The organism is Xenorhabdus beddingii (assembly GCF_002127545.1).
GTDB lineage: Bacteria > Pseudomonadota > Gammaproteobacteria > Enterobacterales > Enterobacteriaceae > Xenorhabdus > Xenorhabdus beddingii.
The window spans coordinates 1,350-22,289 of record NZ_MUBK01000009.1; the positions used below are offsets into that span (position 1 = coordinate 1,350).

The following is a 20,940-nucleotide window of genomic DNA, read 5'->3' on the forward strand; positions in this document are numbered from 1 at the left end:
ATGTCACACAGCCATAATCGCTCCTCAAAAGTCTCTCTGGTCATTGATAACGACGATCCTTCCCTATTGCCGCTCAGTTCGCCCCAACAAGGCATCTGGCTCGATCAAATTCTCTGTCCCGATTCTCCTCGCTACAATATCGGTTTCTTGATCGGCCTTGACGGAAAACTGGATGAAACCTTGTTCACCCGGGCTTTCGAAGCCGTTGTCTACCGTCATGATGCATTGCGCTTACGCTTTACTGACACGGACACCGTCCTCCGGCAAATGGTGGCTGAGACTTTTCCGGTGGCGGTGTCCATACCCGATTTTTCACCGCAGGCAGACGCAGAAAACCAAGCCAGACAACATGCTGATGCGGTGTTTATGCGGCCGTTCCCTTTGGATGAAACGCTATGGTGTTCCGAATTGTTGCGCGTGAGCTATACGCGCCGCTATTGGCTGTTTTGTTGCCATCATTTGATTATGGATGGAGCAAGTCTGATCCTGCTCATTGACGATGTTGCCGATGCCTATCATCGTCTTATGCAGGGAGAAGCCCTGAACGGAATCGGCTCTTCTTATCTGGATTTCCTGACAGAGGATCGCACTTACTTTGCTTCTCACCGCTACTTGCACGATGTGCAATTCTGGTCAGAACGCTATGCAAACCTGCCGCCGCCCTTGCTCTCACCGACCAATCCCAACAAAGCAACCCATCCCGAACCCGCCAAGCCGGTTTTTTGGTCAATCGACCCCACATTTTTTCAACATATCCAAACCACGGTCAGCCGATATCAATTATCCGTCATGCATTTCATCTATGCCGCCCTGACGACCTATTTCACACGTACAGCGGGCGTGGATGAAATTGTCATTGGGATCCCGGTGCACAATCGTAAAAATGCCCGGCAAAAACGCACCTTGGGGATGTTCTCATCCGTGATCCCAATTGGGGTGACCCTTTCACGGGAAGAAACCTTCCTTGATGTCATGCGCAAAGCGGCAGCCGAATTAAATCGTTGCTATAAACACCAGCGCTTGCCCATTAGCGAAATTAATCGACAAATCCAGCTCCAACCAAAAACGGGACGTACCCAATTATTTGACATTGCATTGTCATTTGAACAGTTTAAACCGGATCTGCATCTGGCCGGGGACGATATCACCGTCAAATCATTAGAAGGGCATCATGGTGTGTTGTATCCCCTTTCAATCATTATCAAGCAATACATAAACCGCTCTGTTGCAGAAGATGACGCCCAACCTGTCACGATTGAATTCAATTTCTCTGCCGATTACCTGAGCACGGCGGACGTCATGGCTCTGCAATCCCGCCTTGCCGTAGTGTTCGAAGCCGCCATCGCCGATCTCAATGCCCCTATCGTCAATTTGCCGATCATGCCAGAGGCTGAACGCCAACAGATATTGCTGGATTTCAATGCACATCATGTCGATTTTCCCCAAACAACCTTGATCCACTCGCTTTTCGAGGCCAAAGCCCAAGCGACACCCGACGCCATTGCCGTGGTTTTTGAGCAACAGTCACTGAGTTATGATCAACTCAACAAGCGTGCCAATCGTTTAGCTTATCATCTGATGGCATTGGGGGTACGCCCTGACGATCGGGTGGCGATTTTTGTCGCACGCAATTTGTCTATGGTCGTCGGTTTATTAGGCATCCTGAAATCCGGGGGAGCCTACGTCCCCCTTGATCCGGCCTATCCTGCCGGGCGTTTGGCTTATATGCTCGACGATGCCGCCCCGACCGTTCTGCTGACGCAAAGCCGCCAGACAGAGATACCCGGCGGTTCTGTGCCGATTGTTGTACTGGATGAAATGGGGGTTCTGGATGAACAGGATGAATTGCATGGACAGCATGGCACTGGGCTGAAGATGAATAATGGCGGAAACGCCACGGCATCAGACCGTAATCCTGATATCCGCACCTTAGGTCTGACCCCCCACCATCTGGCCTATGTCATTTATACTTCCGGTTCGACCGGTCAACCTAAAGGCGTGATGGTTGAACATGCGAATATCACGCGCCTGTTGGCTGCCACGCAAGCGCATTTCCAGTTCAGTTGTCACGATGTCTGGACACTGTTTCACTCTTTCGCTTTCGATTTTTCCGTATGGGAATTGTGGGGTGCCTTGGCTTATGGCGGCCGGCTGGTTGTCGTTTCGGCAGACTGCGCCCGCTCACCCCAAAAATTTTATTCCCTGCTGTGCCGTGAGCACGTGACCATACTGAATCAAACACCGAGTGCCTTTAGGCAGCTCATCCCGGCGCAAAATGCCACTTCACACGCCCTGCGCTGTATCATCTTTGGGGGGGAAGCTCTGGAAACGCATAGGCTCGCGCCGTGGATTGCCCGTAATCCCATCCAGCAAACCCGTCTGGTTAATATGTATGGCATCACCGAGATCACCGTCCATGCGACATACCATGAACTGACTGAATCAGACATTGTGTCGGGACGAAGCAGCCCGATTGGTCAACCGCTGCCCGATCTGCGCGCCTATCTCCTTGATGCTCAAGGTCATCCCGTTCCCATCGGCATGACCGGTGAACTTTATCTCTCTGGTGCCGGCGTTGCCCGTGGTTACCTCAACCGTCTGGCACTGACCACCGGACGCTTCCTGTCCGATCCGTTCTCTGGTACGCCCGGGGTTCGTATGTACAAGACGGGTGATCTTGCCCGCTGGCGGCCTGACGGCCATCTCGAATACCTTGGTCGCAACGATGCGCAGATTAAGCTACGCGGTTTCCGCATCGAACCGGCGGAAATTGAAGCGAAACTGATGCAATGCCACGGTGTGCGTGATGCCATCGTGTTAGCCAATGAGGATCAAACCGGTCAAAAGCGTCTGATCGCTTATCTGTTGGCTGAACCAGAGACGACACTGTTGCCAGCAACCCTGCGCCAACAACTTACCCAGCATCTGGCTGACTATATGATACCCGGCGCGTTTGTGACACTTGATGCTTTCCCGCTGACGCCCAATGGTAAGCTCGATCAACAGGCGCTGCCCGCGCCGGATCGGGCGGCAATCGTGACACGAAGCTATGAAGATCCGGTCAATGAAACAGAAACCGCGCTGGCCGAAATTTGGCAGGCATTATTACGGCTGGAAATAGTGAGTCGCCATGACCATTTTTTTGAACTGGGGGGGCATTCCCTGCTCGCCGTACAGCTTGCCGCGCGTGTCCGTCAGCATTTGGGACGGGAGCTGACCTTACCGCAACTCTTCGCCTACCCGGTTCTCGCTGACTTGGCAACGCTCCTCACCGACATGCCGGTCGCTCCCCAAACCGGCATTCCTGCCGCTGATCGCCATCAACCGCTGCCACTCTCTTTCGCCCAGAAACGCCTGTGGTTCCTTGCCCGACTCAATCCTGCCGCCAGTCTGGCCTATCATATCCCTGTCGCCCTGCACCTCAGCGGACAGCTCAACCATGCTGCATTCAACATCGCATTCAACAACCTCATTGCACGGCAAGAAAGTCTGCGCACCCGTTTTGTCCTGGTTGATGGACAGCCGTGCCAACATATTGATCACCAACATATTGATCACCAACATATTGATGCAGTGAATCGCGGTTTAGCCTTAACCTATCAAGATCTCCGCCCAGAAGATGACGAAATGCAACAACACGTTATCGCTGAACGGATTGATGGCGATAGGCAGACCCCCTTTGATTTTTCCCACGGCCCCTTGATCCGGGGTCAATTGCTGCAACTGGCCGATGATACCCATCTGTTGCTGCTTACCCAGCATCACATCATTTCCGATGCCTGGTCGGTGGGAATAGGGTTTCGTGAGCTGAGCCTACTCTACCGTGCCGCCCTTAAAGGCGATGAAGATCCGCTCCCTTCCCTGCCCATTCAGTATGTCGATTATGCCGTATGGCAACGAGAGCAAGCCGGGGCGCAGAGCGACATTTTGACGGCGCAACGTCATTTCTGGCAGGAATACCTTCAGGACGCCCCCGCACTATTGTCACTCCCCACCGACCGGCCACGCCCACTGGTACAAAGTTACACCGGCAATCAGGTTCCCCTCCGTCTGAGTCCTGACTTATTGGTTAGCCTAAAAGCCCTCGGACAACGTCAAGGCACCACATTGTTTATGACGTTACTGGCAGCGTGGGGAATTGTTCTTTCCCGTCTCAGTGGTCAGGACGATATGGTTATCGGCATTCCCGTCGCCAACCGCCAGCAAAGAGAACTGGAGGGGCTGATTGGCTTTTTCGTCAATACCCTGCCTTTGCGTATCAAAGCGGGAAATGACCAAACGGTGGCAGCATTACTTGCCCATGTTCGTGAACAAGCACTGGCAGCCTATGCCCATCAGGATCTGCCTTTTGAACAGGTGGTGGAAGCCCTGCAACCTGAGCGCAATCTGAGCTACAGCCCCCTATTTCAGGTTATGCTGGCGCTGAACAATACCCCGACATATCCTCTTGGCACCGATCCCCTTGAATTGCCCGGTGTCTCTGCCTCTTTGCTAGAGCAACCCTATCTCAGTGCACATTTTGACCTGACGCTGTCACTCACCGAAACTTTTGAGGGTCTCTGTGGCCGTCTGGAATATGCCTCGGATCTGTTCGACCCTGCGACAGTTGAACGTCTGGTGGGGTATTTACGCAATGTGCTGGCAAGTATGGCCGTTGATGAAACACAATCCATTGCCCATCTGCCGATGCTACCCGCCAACGAGCGCCGACAATTGCTGTTCGATTTCAACACCACTCTGGCTGATTTCCCGCAGGATGCCTTGATCCACAAGCTATTTGAAGCCCAAGTGCAACGTACACCCCATGCGGTGGCGGTTATTTTTGAGGAGCATTCGCTGAGTTATGATGAACTGAACCGCCGGGCCAACCGTCTGGCTCATCATCTGCTGGCATTGGGGGTTCGCCCTGACGATCGCGTAGCGATTTGTGTCGAACGGGGCTTGGACATGATCATTGGCCTGTTGGCGATCTTAAAAGCCGGCGGGGCTTATGTGCCGCTTGATCCGGCCTCCCCCACTGAACGGTTAATTTCTATCCTTGGCGATGCGGCACCGATGGTCTTGCTCACCCAGAATGCCCTGCACAAAACCCTCAATCAAACCCTGTTCAACGAGATTTTCCTCACGCATGATTTGACTCTCATCGCGATTGAAACGATCACCGGTTCCCATCCCCGATTGGAACATAATCCCGCCCCCCAAGTGTCAGGACTCACTGCCCGCCCTCTGGCCTATGTCATTTACACGTCAGGTTCTACAGGGCAACCCAAAGGCGTCATGATCGAACACGCTAATCTAGTGAATCTGCACACGGCACTGAAAACCATTCTGGCCGTTGACTCCCCCTGCCGCATCACCCTGAACGCCAGTATCGTCTTCGATTCCTCCGTCAAATGCTGGCTTCAATTGTTATCCGGTCATACGCTGGTTATCGTGCCCGAATCCTTGCGCAATGACGGCCAATCACTTTGGCACTATTTTGCTCGTCATCGCGTCAATATTATTGACTGCACGCCGGCTCAATTGACTATGCTGCTGGAAGCGGGAGCCATGGCCGATCCCCGTTATCACCCCCAATGGGTCCTGATTGGGGGCGAGGCGATTTCTGCCTCACTCTGGTCTAGCCTGCAACACTTTCAACAAGTTCAAAAACTGCAACAACATAGCCACCAAACTCGTTTTATTAATCTGTACGGGCTGACGGAATGCACCGTTGACTCCACGGCCTGCCCGATTGACGCTTCCCGGGATCGCCCCCATATTGGCGGTCCGATCGCCAATACCCGCATTTATCTCCTCAATTCTCACGGCCAGCCGGTGCCACTCGGTGTCACCGGTGAGCTTTATATCGCCGGCGCGGGGGTTGGCCGGGGCTACCTGAATCGCCCTGAGCTGACCGCGAAACACTTCCTGCCCGATCCGTTTTCCAACGAGCCGGAAGCCCGCATGTATAAAACCGGCGATCTGGGGCGCTGGTTACCCGATGGCCGTATTGAATATCTGGGTCGTAATGATTTTCAGGTCAAATTACACGGCTTTCGCATTGAGCTCGGTGAAATTGAAGCCAGATTGCTGCAATGCCAAGGGGTACGTGAAGCGATCGTACTGGCTCGCGAAGGGATAACCGGTGAAAAACGGCTGGTTGCCTACATCACACCCAAACACGGCGCTGAACTGGTGCCGGTGACCCTACGGCAACAGCTCGCGCGGCATCTTGCCGACTATATGCTGCCCAGTGCCTTTGTGGTACTCGATACTTTCCCATTAACGCCCAATGGCAAACTCGATCGCCGCTCCCTGCCCGCCCCCAATCAGGCGGCGGTGGTGACCCGCCACTATGCCGCACCCATCGGTGAAGCCGAAATCATTCTGGCTCAGATTTGGCAAGCACTGCTGGGGTTGGAACGTGTTGGTCGCCATGACCATTTTTTCGAACTGGGCGGTCATTCGCTGATGGTCGTCAGCCTGATTGAACAGCTATACCGTCAGGGCTGGTGCCTTGAGATCCAAGCCGTATTTGCTTCACCGCGACTGCGCGAAATAGCCCAAGCGATGAAACGGACAGCGCATAACCCCGCAGAGCCGTGCATCGTGCCCCCCAGCCGCATTCCTGATGGCTGCACCGCGATTACACCTGATATGTTGCCGCTGGTTTCCCTGTCTCAGGACGAGATTGAGAATATCACCGCCGCCATCCCCGATGGTGCTGCCAATATTGAGGATATTTACCCGCTGACCCCGCTACAGGAAGGTATTCTGTTTCATCACCTGCTACAGACGCAGGGAGATACTTATCTGCTGCGCCATTTACTGGCTTTCGACACCCAAGAACGCCTCGACCTCTTTCTGACCGCATTACAACAGGTCATTAACCGCCACGATATTCTCCGCACTTCATTTTACTGGCCGGAGCGGGGACAGCCCGTGCAAATCGTCTGGCGACAGGCGCCCTTGTGCATCAACACCCTGGTGCCCGCCAGCGAAACTAACGTGAGATCGCAATTGCGGGCACACACTGATCCGCAACGGCGTCGTCTTGAGGTCAGTCAGGCTCCACTCTTTGCCATCGACAGGGCGTATGACCCGATCCAAGGGGAATGGTTGCTATCGCTGTGCTGCCATCATCTCATCAGTGACCATATCACACTGGAACTGATGATCCGGGAAATCAATGAATTACTGGATCATGATAACGAAAACACCAAGGCCGAAAACCGGCCGGCGACATTGCCCTACCGTCACTTTGTGGCTCAATCCTTGCGGGTGCCGGCCTCAACCCACGAAGCCTATTTCCGTGCCATGCTCTCGGATGTGGATACCCCGAACACGCCCTTTGGGATACGGGATGTCAACCACCAAGGAAAACCGACCACAGAAGTCAGGCAGTCATTGGATGCATCACTGGCTCAGGCAATCCGTATCCAAGCCCGCCAGCAGGGCGTCAGTCCCAGTGTCCTGTTCCATGTTGCCTGGGCGCAGGTGGTGGCAAAAGTCAGTGGACGGGATGATGTTGTCTTCGGCACCGTCTTGTTGGGACGAATGCAAGGCAGTCCCGGTATCCACCGGAAACCGGGTCTATTTATTAATACCCTGCCTGTACGGTGCCGACTGGCGGGCAGCGGTGCGCAGGAAACGCTACAGGCGGTCTATCACAGTTTGACGCAACTGCTGGAACACGAACAGGCATCGCTGGCGATGGCACAGCGTTGCAGCGGTGTGGAGCCGCCCTTGCCACTTTTCAACACACTGCTCAACTATCGCCATAGTCCACCCCATAGTCCGCACACGACATGGAAAGGTATCCGCCTGATAGCGGCAGAAGAAAATAGCCACTATCCCATCAGTTTATCCGTCGATGATTTGGGGGAAGAATTTCTTTTAGCGGCCCAAACCCTGACCAGCCTCGATCCGGCTCGCCTGCTCTCTTACATCACCACGGCGCTGGCGGGTTTGGTGGATAGATTGGAAAATCATCCACAACAGCCGATCGTGAATATTCCTGTCCTGCCTGACACCGAACGCCGGCAGATATTGGCCGATTTCAACGCCACACGATGTGAATTCCCACAAGAGAAGCTGATCCATCAACTGTTCGAAGCGCAAGTCCGGCTTAACCCTGATGCCATCGCCGTGGTCTTTGGTGAACAATCGCTGGCCTACGGCGAATTGAACCGCCGCGCCAACCAACTGGCACACCGCCTGATGGCCTTTGGCCTACGCCCTGATGATCGGGTCGCCATTTATGTTGAGCGGAGCTTGGACATGATGGTGGGTCTGTTCGGGATCTTAAAAGCCGGGGCAAGTTATGTTCCGTTAGACCCGGAATATCCCGCCGAGCGGTTGGCCTATATGCTGTCAGACTGTACCCCCAAGATATTGCTGACCCAACGCCGGTTACAAAACCAATTACAAAACCAATCACAACCGCATTTATCAACCAACGTGCCCGTTTGGGTTATGGACGACGATGATGATTTAAGTGCCGTGGCACAACCCCCCTGCCATAACCCTGAACCGCACCGGTTGGGATTATCGCCTCAACATCTGGCGTATATCATCTATACCTCTGGCTCAACCGGACAACCGAAAGGGGTGATGATTGAGCACCACAATGTGGTTAATTTTATCCATCTCCAATGTCAGGTAAGCGAACTAATACCGTCTGATCGGGTGTTGCAACTGGCATCCATTGCCTTTGATACCACGGTGTCTGATATTTTCGCTACCCTGTCGGCGGGGGCCACATTAGTGCTGCGCCCTGCCCATCTTCGCCTGCCTGATATCACGTTCAGCCAATTCCTCCGGCAACAGAAAATTACCGTTGCCGATCTGCCTACCGCCTTTTGGCACCGATGGGTACAAGAGATGGCGGCTGGCCGTTGCAATTTCAGTCCTTATTTGCGTTTGCTGATTGTCGGCGGTGAAAAAGCGGAACTTCGTCATTTCAATACCTGGCAATCGTTGCCTGAAACTCAATCTTGCCAATGGATCAACTCTTACGGCCCAACGGAAACCACCGTGATTGCCACGGCCCTGAAACTGCACCGCCATGCCCCGTGTCGCACCGGCAGCGTGCCGATTGGCCACCCACTGGCCAACACATCTATCTATATCCTCGATCCTCACGGGGAACCCGTCCCCATTGGGGTTGAAGGTGAAATCTATATTGGTGGTGCCGGAGTTGCCCGTGGTTACCTGAACCGACCTGAACTCACTGCCGAACGCTTTGTTCCGGATCAGTTCAGCGGACAAATCAACGCCCAAATGTACAAAACCGGCGATCTGGCTCGCTGGCTGCCTGATGGCAATATCGAATACCTTGGCCGCAACGATTTTCAGATCAAACTGCGCGGTTTCCGCATTGAACCGGAGGAAATTGAGGCGCATCTCAGCCAACTCCCCGGGATACGCGAAGCCATCGTGCTGGCCCGCGAAGATCATCTGGGTGAAGAACATCTGGGTGAGAAGCGTCTGGTGGCTTATCTGCTCACCGAACCCAATGTGAAATGGGTGCCGGCCGAATTGCACCAACAACTGGCGCATTATTTCCCTGACTATATGCTGCCCAGCGCTTTTGTCACACTTGAGGCTTTCCCGCTGACCGCCAATGGCAAACTCGACCGCCAGGCCCTGCCAATGCCCGATCACACAGCAAGCGTGACACGCAGCGATGAGGCGCCGATCGGTAAGATAGAAAAGGCGCTGGCGGAGATCTGGCAGGAGGTACTGGGATTGGAACACGTTGGCCGCCATGACCATTTCTTTAGGCTCGGCGGGCATTCCTTGCTTGCGGTACAACTTGCCGCACGCATCCGTCAAACGCTGGCACGGGAACTGGCTTTGTCGCAACTCTTTGCCTATCCGGTGCTGTCCGACTTGGCCGCCATTCTCCGCGATGCCTCCGCTGGCACCCAAATCCCTATCCCGCCGGCGGATCACCACTCGCCATTGCCGCTCTCTTTCGCCCAGCAACGCCTGTGGTTCCTCGCCCAGCTCAATCCTGCCGCCAGCATGGCTTACCATATCCATGCTGTTTTGCACTTTGACGGATTGCTTGACCGACCCGCTTTCTCTGCCGCCCTCGATCGCTTGGTTGTCCGGCAGGCAAGCCTGCGCACCCGTTTTGTGCGGGTGGAGGAACAGCCTTATCAGCATATCGACGCCGAAGAAACCGGTTTTGCGCTAACCTACCGGGATCTGCGCTCACTGGATAAGACAGCCCAACAGCAGCACGTGACCGAACTGACTGAACGCGAGTGCCAGACTCCCTTTGATTTGGCCGGAGAGCCCCTCATTCGCGGACAATTGCTGCAACTGGCAGACCAGGAGCATATTTTGCTGCTCACCCAGCATCACATTATCTCTGACGGCTGGTCGGTCGGGGTGTTGATCCGGGAGCTGAATGTTCTCTACCGCGCAGCACTGGCAGGGGATGAGGCTTCCCTGCCCCCGCTGCCCATTCAATATGCCGATTATGCGGTCTGGCAGCGGCAATGGCTGCAGGGTAACGTGTTATCTGAGCAACGTGATTTCTGGCTGAAACAGCTTCAGGGGGCACCGGCACGGCTGGAACTGCCGGTCGATCGCCCTCGCCCGGCGGTACAGAGTTTCACCGGCGGCCAAGTCCCGATCCACATTGCGACGGACTTATTGTACGACCTCAAGGCACTTGGGCACCGTCATGACATCACGTTATTTATGACGCTCATGGCGGCCTGGAGTATTGTGCTCTCCCGCCTCAGTGGTCAGGACGATATCGTCATTGGTACGCCGGTTGCCCATCGTCAACGCAGTGAACTGGAGGGATTGATCGGCTTTTTCGTCAATACCCTGCCTTTGCGGATTGAATTAGCACATTGCCATACCGTGGCAGAACTGCTCGCCTATGTCCGCGCACGGACGCTGGCCGCTTATGCGCATCAGGATCTGCCGTTTGAACAATTAGTGGCAGCCCTGCCACTTGGGCGCGGTTTGAGTTACAGCCCGATTTTTCAGGTGATGCTGGCCCTGAACAACACCCCAACCCCGCCGCTGGAATTGCCCGGTGTTTCGGTCTCATTCGTGGAACAGGAACACCACAGTGCACACTTTGACCTGACCTTGTCATTCACCGAAACGCCAGACGGCCTGCGGGGCGGGCTGGAATATGCGGCGGATTTGTTTGATCGGCCAACCGTTGAACGCATGGCGGGCTATTTCACGACGCTACTGACCGCGTTGACCCTTGATGATAGCCGGCCTATCACCCATCTGCCGATGCTCTCTGCCACCGAGCGGCAGCAAGTGTTGTTTGACTTCAACGCCACGCAAACCGATTTTCCGCAAGAGACATGGATTCATCAATTGTTCGAAATGCAGGTACAGCATGACCCCGATGCCATTGCCGTCGTCTTTGAAGGGCACTCTCTGAGCTATGGCGAACTCAACCGCCATGCCAATCAATTGGCGCATCAACTGATAGCGCTGGGGGTACATCCTGACGATCGGGTCGCGCTTTACGCTGAACACAGTCTGGAGATGGTGGTCGGTTTATTGGGCATTCTTAAGGCGGGAGGGGCTTTTCTCCCACTCGATCCCGCGTATCCCACCGAACGGCTGGTCTATATGCTGGAGGATGCCGCCCCTGTCGTCCTGATCACCCAACGCACGCCCCCCCAGCCCCTAACCCGCGCCATTCCCACGTTGTTGCTCAATATCCTCAAAGCCTCTGTTCACACCGACATGCCAGAGCCATTCAGCCATAATCCCGACCCGCCATCGCTGGGATTAATGTCACACCATCTGGCCTATGTGGTATATACCTCTGGCTCCAGCGGTCAACCCAAGGGGGTGATGATTGAACACCGCAACTTGTGCAATGTGCTTACCACTCAGCAAGAGAGACTGGCGCTCACTCCGCACAGTCGCGTCCTGCAATTTGCCTCAATCAGTTTCGATGCCTGTATTTGGGAGTGCGGCCTGACATTACTGGCCGGAGCCTGTCTCCATCTTGCCAAACAGGCTCATCTCCTGCCCGGGGCGGCGCTGTCCCGTTGCCTGACAGACAATGCCATTACCCACGTCCTCTTCCTGTCACCCACCGCGCTGGCCGCAATGGATTCCCTGCCCGCCAGCCTGCAAACCTTGCTGGTGGCGGGTGAAACCTGTCCGTTGACGCTGGTCAAACGCTGGGCATCGGGGAGAACGATGATCAATGCTTATGGGCCGACGGAAAGCACGATCTGTGCCACTCTCTATTTATGTAATACCCAAAAAAACTGTAATGCCCAAAAAACCTGTGATTCTCAAAAAACCTGTGGTTCTCAAAAAAACAGTGCACCGCCGATTGGCCGCCCGATCGCCAATACCCAAATTTATCTCCTCGACACCGGCGGTCAACCCGTTCCACCCGGTGTCATGGGTGAGATCCATATCGCCGGTGCCAGTGTCGGGCGAGGCTACCTCAATCATCCTGCACTGACGGCGGAACGCTTCCTGCCTGACCCGTTCTCAGGCGATCCAACGGCCCGCATGTACAAAACCGGTGATCTGGGGCGCTGGCTGCCCGATGGCAATATCGAATATCTCGGCCGCAGTGATTTTCAAATCAAACTGCGGGGCTTCCGCATTGAACCGGGGGAAATTGAGTCCTGCCTCACCCGATTCTCCGGCGTGCGTGAAGCGGTGGTCGTCGCTCGTGAAGACCGGATTGACAAAGACACGGTTTATAAAGACAGAGCTTACAAGGACATGGTTCGCGAAGACACGTCTGCTGAAAAATACCTTGTCGCGTATCTGCTCGCCGACCCCGACACAGCACTGCGGCCAACCGCGCTGCGCCAACATCTCGCCCGACACCTTGCCGACTATATGCTGCCCAGCGCTTTTGTCACACTTGAGGCTTTCCCGCTGACCCCCAATGGCAAACTCGACCGTCAGGCACTGCCCGCCCCCAATCAGGCTTCGGTCGTAACGCGCCGCTATGCAGCGCCGAACAATAGACTGGAACGGGCGTTGGCCGAGATTTGGCAAACCTTATTGGGGCTGGAGCGGGTCGGCCGCCATGACCATTTCTTTGAACTCGGCGGACATTCCCTGCTGGCAGTCCGGCTTGTGACACGAGTACGGCAGAAACTGGCCCGGGAGCTGTCCTTACAACAACTTTTTGCCTGTCCTGTTCTCGCCGATTTAGCTGCCGTCCTCACCGATACCCCGGTCGCTGCTGAAACCGCCATTCCTATCGTCGATCGTAACCAGCCGTTGCCACTCTCTTTCGCCCAGCAACGCCTGTGGTTCCTCACGCAGCTCAATCCGGCAACCAGCCTGACTTACCATATTCCGATGGCTTTGCGTCTCAGCGGACGACTTGACCACCGTGCCTTTAAGCGCGCACTCAATAACCTGATCGCCCGACACGAAAGCCTGCGCACCCGTTTTGTGCTGATGGGTGAACAGCCCTGTCAACACATTGACGCCGCCGATATCGGTTTTTCCTTGTCTTATCTGGACTTACGCGGGTTAGATCCCGATTCTCTTACCCCCCGCATTGACCAACAGAGGGAATGGGAAACCCAGACTCCGTTTGATTTTGCACACGGCCCACTGATACGGGGACAATTGCTGCAACTGGCAGAGGAAGAGCATATCTTGCTGCTCACCCTGCATCACATTATCTCTGACGGCTGGTCAGTCGGGATATTAATCCGGGAGCTGAATGCCCTCTACCGCGCAGCACTGGCAGGGCATGAGGCGGCGTTGCCCCCGCTGCCCATTCAATACGCCGATTATGCGGTCTGGCAACGGCAAGGGCTGCAGGGAAACGTGTTATCTGAGCAACGTAATTTCTGGCTGAAACAACTTCAGGGAGCACCGCTACGGCTGGAACTGCCGGTCGATCACCCTCGCCCGCCGGTACAGCGTTTTACCGGCGGCCAAATCCCCATCCACATTGCGACCGACTTATTGCACAACCTCAAGGCACTGGCGCACCGTCATGACATCACGTTATTTATGACGCTCATGGCGGCCTGGAGTCTCGTGCTCTCCCGCCTCAGTGATCAGGACGATATCGTCATTGGCACGCCCGTTGCCCATCGTCAACACAGTGAACTGGAGGGATTGATCGGCTTTTTGGTCAATACCCTGCCGTTGCGCATCGAACTGACGCAGTGTCACAATGTGGCCGCGCTGCTTGCCCACGTTGGTGAACGGGCATTGGCAGCCTATGCCCATCAGGATCTGCCTTTTGAACAGGTGGTGGAAGCCCTGCAACCTGACCGTAATCTAAGCTATCACCCGATTTTTCAGGTGATGCTGGCACTGGACAACACGTCTGCCCAATCCCTGGCATTATCCGGTGTGTCGGTCTCTTTGATTGAACGGGATCACTGCCACTTACATTTAGACCTGAGACTGTCGTTCACCGAAGCCCCGGACGGTCTGCGTGGCTGTCTGGAATATGCGGCGGATTTGTTTGATCGGCCAACCGTTGAACGCATAGCAGGCTATTTCACGACGCTACTGACCGCATTGACCCTTGATGATAGCCGGCCTATCACCCACCTGCCGATGTTATCCGCCGCCGAGCGGCAGCAACTGTTGTTTGACTTCAACGCCACGCAAACCGATTTTCCGCAAGAGACATGGATTCATCAACTGTTCGAAATGCAGGTACAGCATGATCCCGATGCCATTGCCGTCGTCTTTGAAGGGCACTCACTGAGCTATGGCGAACTCAACCGCCATGCCAATCGATTGGCGCATCAACTGATAGCACTGGGGGTACGTCCTGACGATCGGGTTGCACTTTACGCCGAACACAGTCTGGAGATGGTGGTCGGTTTATTGGGCATTCTTAAGGCGGGAGGGGCTTTTCTCCCACTCGATCCCGCGTATCCCACCGAACGGCTGATCTATATGCTGGAGGATGCCGCCCCTGTCGTCCTGATCACCCAAAGCACGCCCCCCCATCCCCTGACCCGCGCCATTCCCACGTTATTGCTTGATGTGCGCGAATCCCCTGTTCACGCCGACATGCCAGAGCCCTTCAGCCATAATCCCGACCCGCCATCGCTGGGATTAATGCCACACCATCTGGCCTATGTGGTGTATACCTCTGGCTCCAGCGGCCGGCCCAAAGGAGTGATGATTGAGCACCGCAGCTTGTGTAATATGCTGACCACTAAACAGGCTATACTGGCCCTCAGCCCGGACAGTCACGTCCTGCAATTTTCCTCAATCAGTTTCGATGCCTGTATTTGGGAATGCGGCCTGACATTACTGGCCGGAGCCTGTCTCCATCTTGCCAAACAGCCCCACCTCCTGCCCGGTGCGGCGCTGTCCCGTTGCCTGACAGACAATGCCATTACCCACGTCCTCTCCCTGTCACCCACCGCGCTGGCCGCAATGGATTCCCTGCCCGCCAGCCTGCAAACCTTGCTGGTGGCGGGTGAAGCCTGTCCGCTGACGCTGGTCAAACGCTGGGCGCCGGGACGGAAAATGATCAATGCTTATGGGCCGACAGAAAGTACGATCGGGGCCACTCTCTACCCCTGCGATGCCCGACAAGACCGTGCACCGCCGATTGGCCGCCCGATTGCCAACGCCCAAATTTATATTCTCGACACCCATGGTCAACCTGTCCCACTCGGTGTCATGGGTGAGATCCATATCGCCGGTGCCGGCGTTGCCCGGGGTTACCTCAATCAGCCCGAACTGACGGCGGAACGCTTTCTGCCTGACCCGTTCTCAGGCGAGCCAACGGCCCGCATGTACAAAACCGGTGATCTGGGGCGCTGGCTGCCCGATGGCAATATCGAATATCTCGGCCGCTGTGATTTTCAAATCAAACTGCGGGGTTTCCGCATTGAACCGGGAGAAATTGAGTCCTGCCTCACCCGATTCCCCGGCGTGCGTGAAGCGGTACTCGTCGTTCGTGAAGACCGGATTTATAAAGACTCGGTTGACAAAGACACGTCTGCTGAAAAATACCTTGTCGCGTATCTGCTCGCTGACCCCGACACGGCACTGCGGCCAACCGCGCTGCGCCAACATCTCGCCCGACACCTTGCCGACTATATGCTGCCCAGCGCTTTTGTCACACTTGAGGCTTTCCCGCTGACCCCCAATGGCAAACTCGATCGGCAGGCACTGCCGGCACCCGATCAAGCGGCGATCGCCATACGCCGCTATCAAGCCCCCATCACTGAAAGGGAAGAGATTCTGGCCGGAATTTGGCAAACGTTATTGGGGCTGGAGCAGGTAGGCCGCCATGACCATTTCTTCGAACTCGGGGGGCATTCCCTGATGGTCGTCAGCCTGATCGAACGACTGCGCAAACGGGATTGGGATCTCGATATTCATCGCGTATTCACCACGCCGGTACTGGCTGAAATGGCAGAAGCGATGCAGGCAACGCCGGACACAACCCCATGCTCCGTGCCGCCCAACCTGATCCCTGATGGCTGCACGGCCATTACGCCGGATATGTTGCCCTTGGTCGCCCTGTCACAAAGCGACATTGCCACGGTTGCGGCTACCATTGTGGGAGGCATGACCAATATTCAGGATATCTATCCGCTCACCCCCTTGCAGAAAGGCATGTTGTTCCATCATTTATTGCAAACACAGGGAGACAGTTATCTGTCACGCAGCGTATTCGCATTTGATACCAGAGGGCGTCTTGATGCATTTCTGGCGACATTGCAACGGGTTATTGAACGCCACGATATTCTGCGCACCTCGGTCTGCTGGCAGAGCCTGAGCCAGCCCGTTCAGGTCGTCTGGCGTCAGGCTCCCCTGCACATTAATGTTGTTAATACCGTTAATACCGTCAATACCGTTGAGCCAGCCAGCGAACCGGATATTCCCTCACAATTATTAGCGCAGTTATTAGCGCACACCGATCCCCACCAACGGCGGCTCGATTTGCATCAGGCTCCGCTTTTCTCTGCCGACATCATTCATGATCCGCAGCAAGACGAGTGGTTACTGGCGTTATGTTGCCATCATTTAGTCTGTGACCATACGGCACAGACCTTGATTATTGAGGAGATCAACGAACGGTTACACCCGCGTACCGGAAAGCTGCCTGCAACATCGCCTTACCGCAATTTTGTCGCCCAGTCCCTGAGTGTGCCGGAGTCCGTCCACGAAACCTACTTCCGTGAGCGATTCGCTGATGTGGATGCCCCCACCGCCCCGTTTGGAATCATCGATTTCCACCGCGAAGACCGGCAGATCACGGAAGCGACTCAGTCACTTGATGCCACGCTGGCGCGGATGATCCGGATACAGGCTCGCCGTCAGGGAGTCAGTCCCAGTGTGTTGTTCCATATCGCGTGGGCGCAGGTACTGGCACACACCAGTGGACAACATGATGTGGTGTTCGGCACCGTCTTGCTGGGGCGTATGCAGGGGGGCGTAAATACCGAACAAGGCATTGGCCTGTTTATTAATACCCTGCCCATACGGTTCCGCCTCGAAAATGACAGCGTACAACAGAGCGTACACGCCGCTTACCGCAATTTAACGCGGCTGCTGGAACACGAGCAAGCCTCGCTGGCACTGGCCCAGCGCTGTAGCGGCGTGAAACCGCCCACGCCACTGTTCAGCACGCTGCTCAACTATCGACACAGCCCAGCCACAACCCGCACCTCATGGGAAGGTATACGCCTGCTGGCAGCTCAGGAGGGAAGCCATTACCCGATGACGTTATCGGTGGATGATGTCGGTGAGGCATTCCACTTAACCGCCCAGACCTTGCCGGAGATTGATCCGACCCGTCTGATCGCCTATGTCACCACCGCCCTGACCGGTCTGGTTGAGGCACTGGGAAATGCCGCCGAAAAACCCCTTTTGAGCCTCCCTATTTTGCCCGCCAGCGAGCGTCAACAATTATTGGTCAGTTTTAACCCCAGACAAGGGGATTGCCCTCCAGATGCCTTGATCCATTCATCTTTTGAAACGCAGGTACAGCACCGTCCCGATGCCATTGCCATAACCTTTGAGGGGCAGTCACTGAGTTATCGTGAATTAAACCGCCGGGCCAATCGTCTGGCACATCATCTCATTGCGTTGGGGGTGCGCCCTGACGATCGCGTGGCGCTTTGTGCTGAACGCAATCCGGCTATGGTGGTGGGGCTGTTGGGTATCCTGAAAGCCGGCGGCGCCTATGTGCCTCTCGATCCAAACTATCCCGCTGAACGGCTGGCTTACATGCTCAATGATGCCGCACCGGTCGCCCTGCTCACCCAAAAAGCCCTGATGGATACGCTGGATTGTCCTCTGCCCACTGTTTTATTGGATAACGTTCTATTGGATAGCGTCCTGCCGGATCATGCCGGGTCAATGGGTCAAGAAAACCCGGCGGCTTCGGACCATAATCCGGATATCCACGCGCTCGGTCTCAAGCCATATCATCTGGCTTATGTCATTTATACTTCTGGATCAACCGGTCAGCCCAAAGGCGTGATGGTCGAACATGCCAATGTCACCCGCCTGCTCGCCGCAACGCAAACGCATTTCCAGTTCAGCCACCGCGATGTTTGGACACTGTTCCACTCTTTCGCCTTTGATTTTTCCGTATGGGAATTATGGGGTGCCCTGAGTTACGGCGGACGGCTTGTGGTGGTTTCAAGCGACTGTGCCCGTTCACCGCAGCAGCTCTATTCCCTGCTGTGCCGTGAACACGTGACGATACTCAACCAAACCCCCAGCGCTTTTCGCCCGTTGATTCCGGCTCAGGGAGCCGCCGCGCATACCCTGCGGTGCATTATTTTCGGTGGCGAAGCCCTTAAGCCACAGACGCTTGCGCCTTGGATCTTGCGTAATTCCCTGCAACAAACGCGACTGGTGAATATGTATGGCATTACTGAAACCACGGTTCACGCCACCTTCTGTGAACTGACTGAAGCGGATATTAAATCGGGAGCCGGCTGTCCGATAGGTCACCCATTAGCCGACCTGCGGATATACCTCCTTGATGCTCAAGGCCAGCCCGTCCCCGTCGGGGTGATCGGTGAACTCTATATCGCGGGGGCGGGCGTGGCGCGTGGCTATCTCAATCGCCATGCACTGACCTCAGACTATTTCCTGCACGATGATTTCAGTGAGGATCCAGAGGCACGCATGTACAAATCTGGCGATTTGGGACGCTGGCGGCCTGACGGCCAGATAGAGTATCTTGGCCGCAATGATTTTCAGGTTAAACTGCGTGGTTTCCGCATTGAACCCGGCGAGATTGAGGCGAAACTGGTGCAGTGCCCCGGTGTACGCGAAGCCGTGGTACTGACCCGCGAAGATCTTGCCCATCATGCTATTTCCAGCCAGACACGGCTGGTCGCCTACCTGCTCGCTGAACCTGATGCAAAATTAGTGCCGGCCGACCTGCGCCAGCAACTCTCGCAACAACTTGCCGACTATATGATCCCCAGCGCCTTTGTCACACTCGATACTTTCCCGCAGACCCCCAGCGGCAAACTCGACCGTCTGGCACTGCCGACACCGGATCAGGCCGCCATCGTCACCCGCCACTATGAAGCCCCCATCGGCGAAATAGAACAGGGGTTGGCGGAGATCTGGCAAACCTTATTGGGATTGGAAAAAGTGAGCCGTCATGACCATTTCTTTGAACTCGGCGGACATTCCCTGCTGGCAGTCCGGCTTGCCGCCCAAGTCCACCAAAGGCTGTTGCTGGAACTGCCCTTGCAACACCTGTTTGCCCACCCGATCCTCGCCGATTTAGCAACACGGCTTGCCGGTGCGCCAATCGCCACGCCAACCGTCATTCCGGTGGCCGACCGCAATCAGCCCCTGCCGCTCTCGTTTGCCCAGCAGCGCCTGTGGTTCCTTGCTCAACTCGATACCTCGGTCAGCCTGGCCTACCATCTTTCAGCGGTTTTGCACCTGAGAGGTCAACTTGATCACTCCGCGTTTAAAACCGCACTGAATCATCTCGTCGCCCGACATGAAAGCCTGCGTACCCGCTTTGTTATCGTGGATGAACAGCCCTACCAGCAAATCGACGCGGCTGACGGCGGTTTTGCTTTGTTCTTGCAGGATCTCCGCCCGTGGAAAAAGGCCACCCAACAACAACACATGACCGAATTGATGGAACGCGAAAGGAGGACGCCCTTTGATTTGGCGCATGATCCGCTGATGCGGGGGCAGTTGTTACAACTGGCGGAAGAAGAGCATCTGTTGATCCTGACCCAGCATCACATTATCTCCGACGGCTGGTCGATGGGCATTTTGATCCACGAACTCGGCGTGCTTTACCGCGCCGCACTGACCGGAGATCCTGCTCCTTTGCCGCCCCTGCCGATCCAGTACGCCGATTATGCCATCTGGCAACGGGAAACATTGCCGGCGGATCTTCTCACCGCCCAGCATGACTTCTGGCGGGCACAACTGCAAAATGCCCCTGTGCGACTGGCATTGCCCACGGATCAGCCACGCCCCCCTGTGCAACGTTTTGCCGGCGGGCAAGTGCCGGTTCACGTCGGAACAACACAGGTTGCCCAACTCAAAACCCTCGGTCTGCGGCAGGGGACAACCTTATTTATGACTCTGCTTGCGGCCTGGGGCATTGTGCTTGCCCGCCTCAGTGGTCAGGACGATATTGTCATCGGTACGCCTGTGGCTAACCGCCCACGCAAGGAGCTGGAGGGACTGATCGGCTTTTTCGTCAATACCTTGCCTTTGCGGATTGAATTAGCACATTGCCATACCGTGGCAGAACTGCTCGCCGATGTCCGTGAACGGACACTGGCGGCCTATGCCCATCAAGACCTGCCTTTTGAGCAATTAGTCGGGGTTCTGCAACCTGAGCGCAGTCTGAGTTACAGCCCGATCTTTCAGGTCATGCTGGTCCTGAACAACACTCCCGCCCCGCCGATTGAATTACCCGGCCTGTCTGTCTCATTCGTGGAACAGACACACCACAGCAGCCACTTTGACCTG

Annotated in this window: 1 protein-coding gene (cut by a window edge); it reads left to right on the forward strand. The window is 55.5% G+C overall.

The window, feature by feature from the left end; genetic code table 11:
* Nucleotides 1-20,940 carry the 5' portion of a non-ribosomal peptide synthetase gene (locus tag Xbed_RS07070; protein ID WP_208612206.1) on the forward strand. It continues 7,059 nt past the right edge of the window, so only the first 20,940 of its 27,999 coding nucleotides appear in the window; it begins with the start codon at nucleotides 1-3; the stop codon falls past the right edge of the window.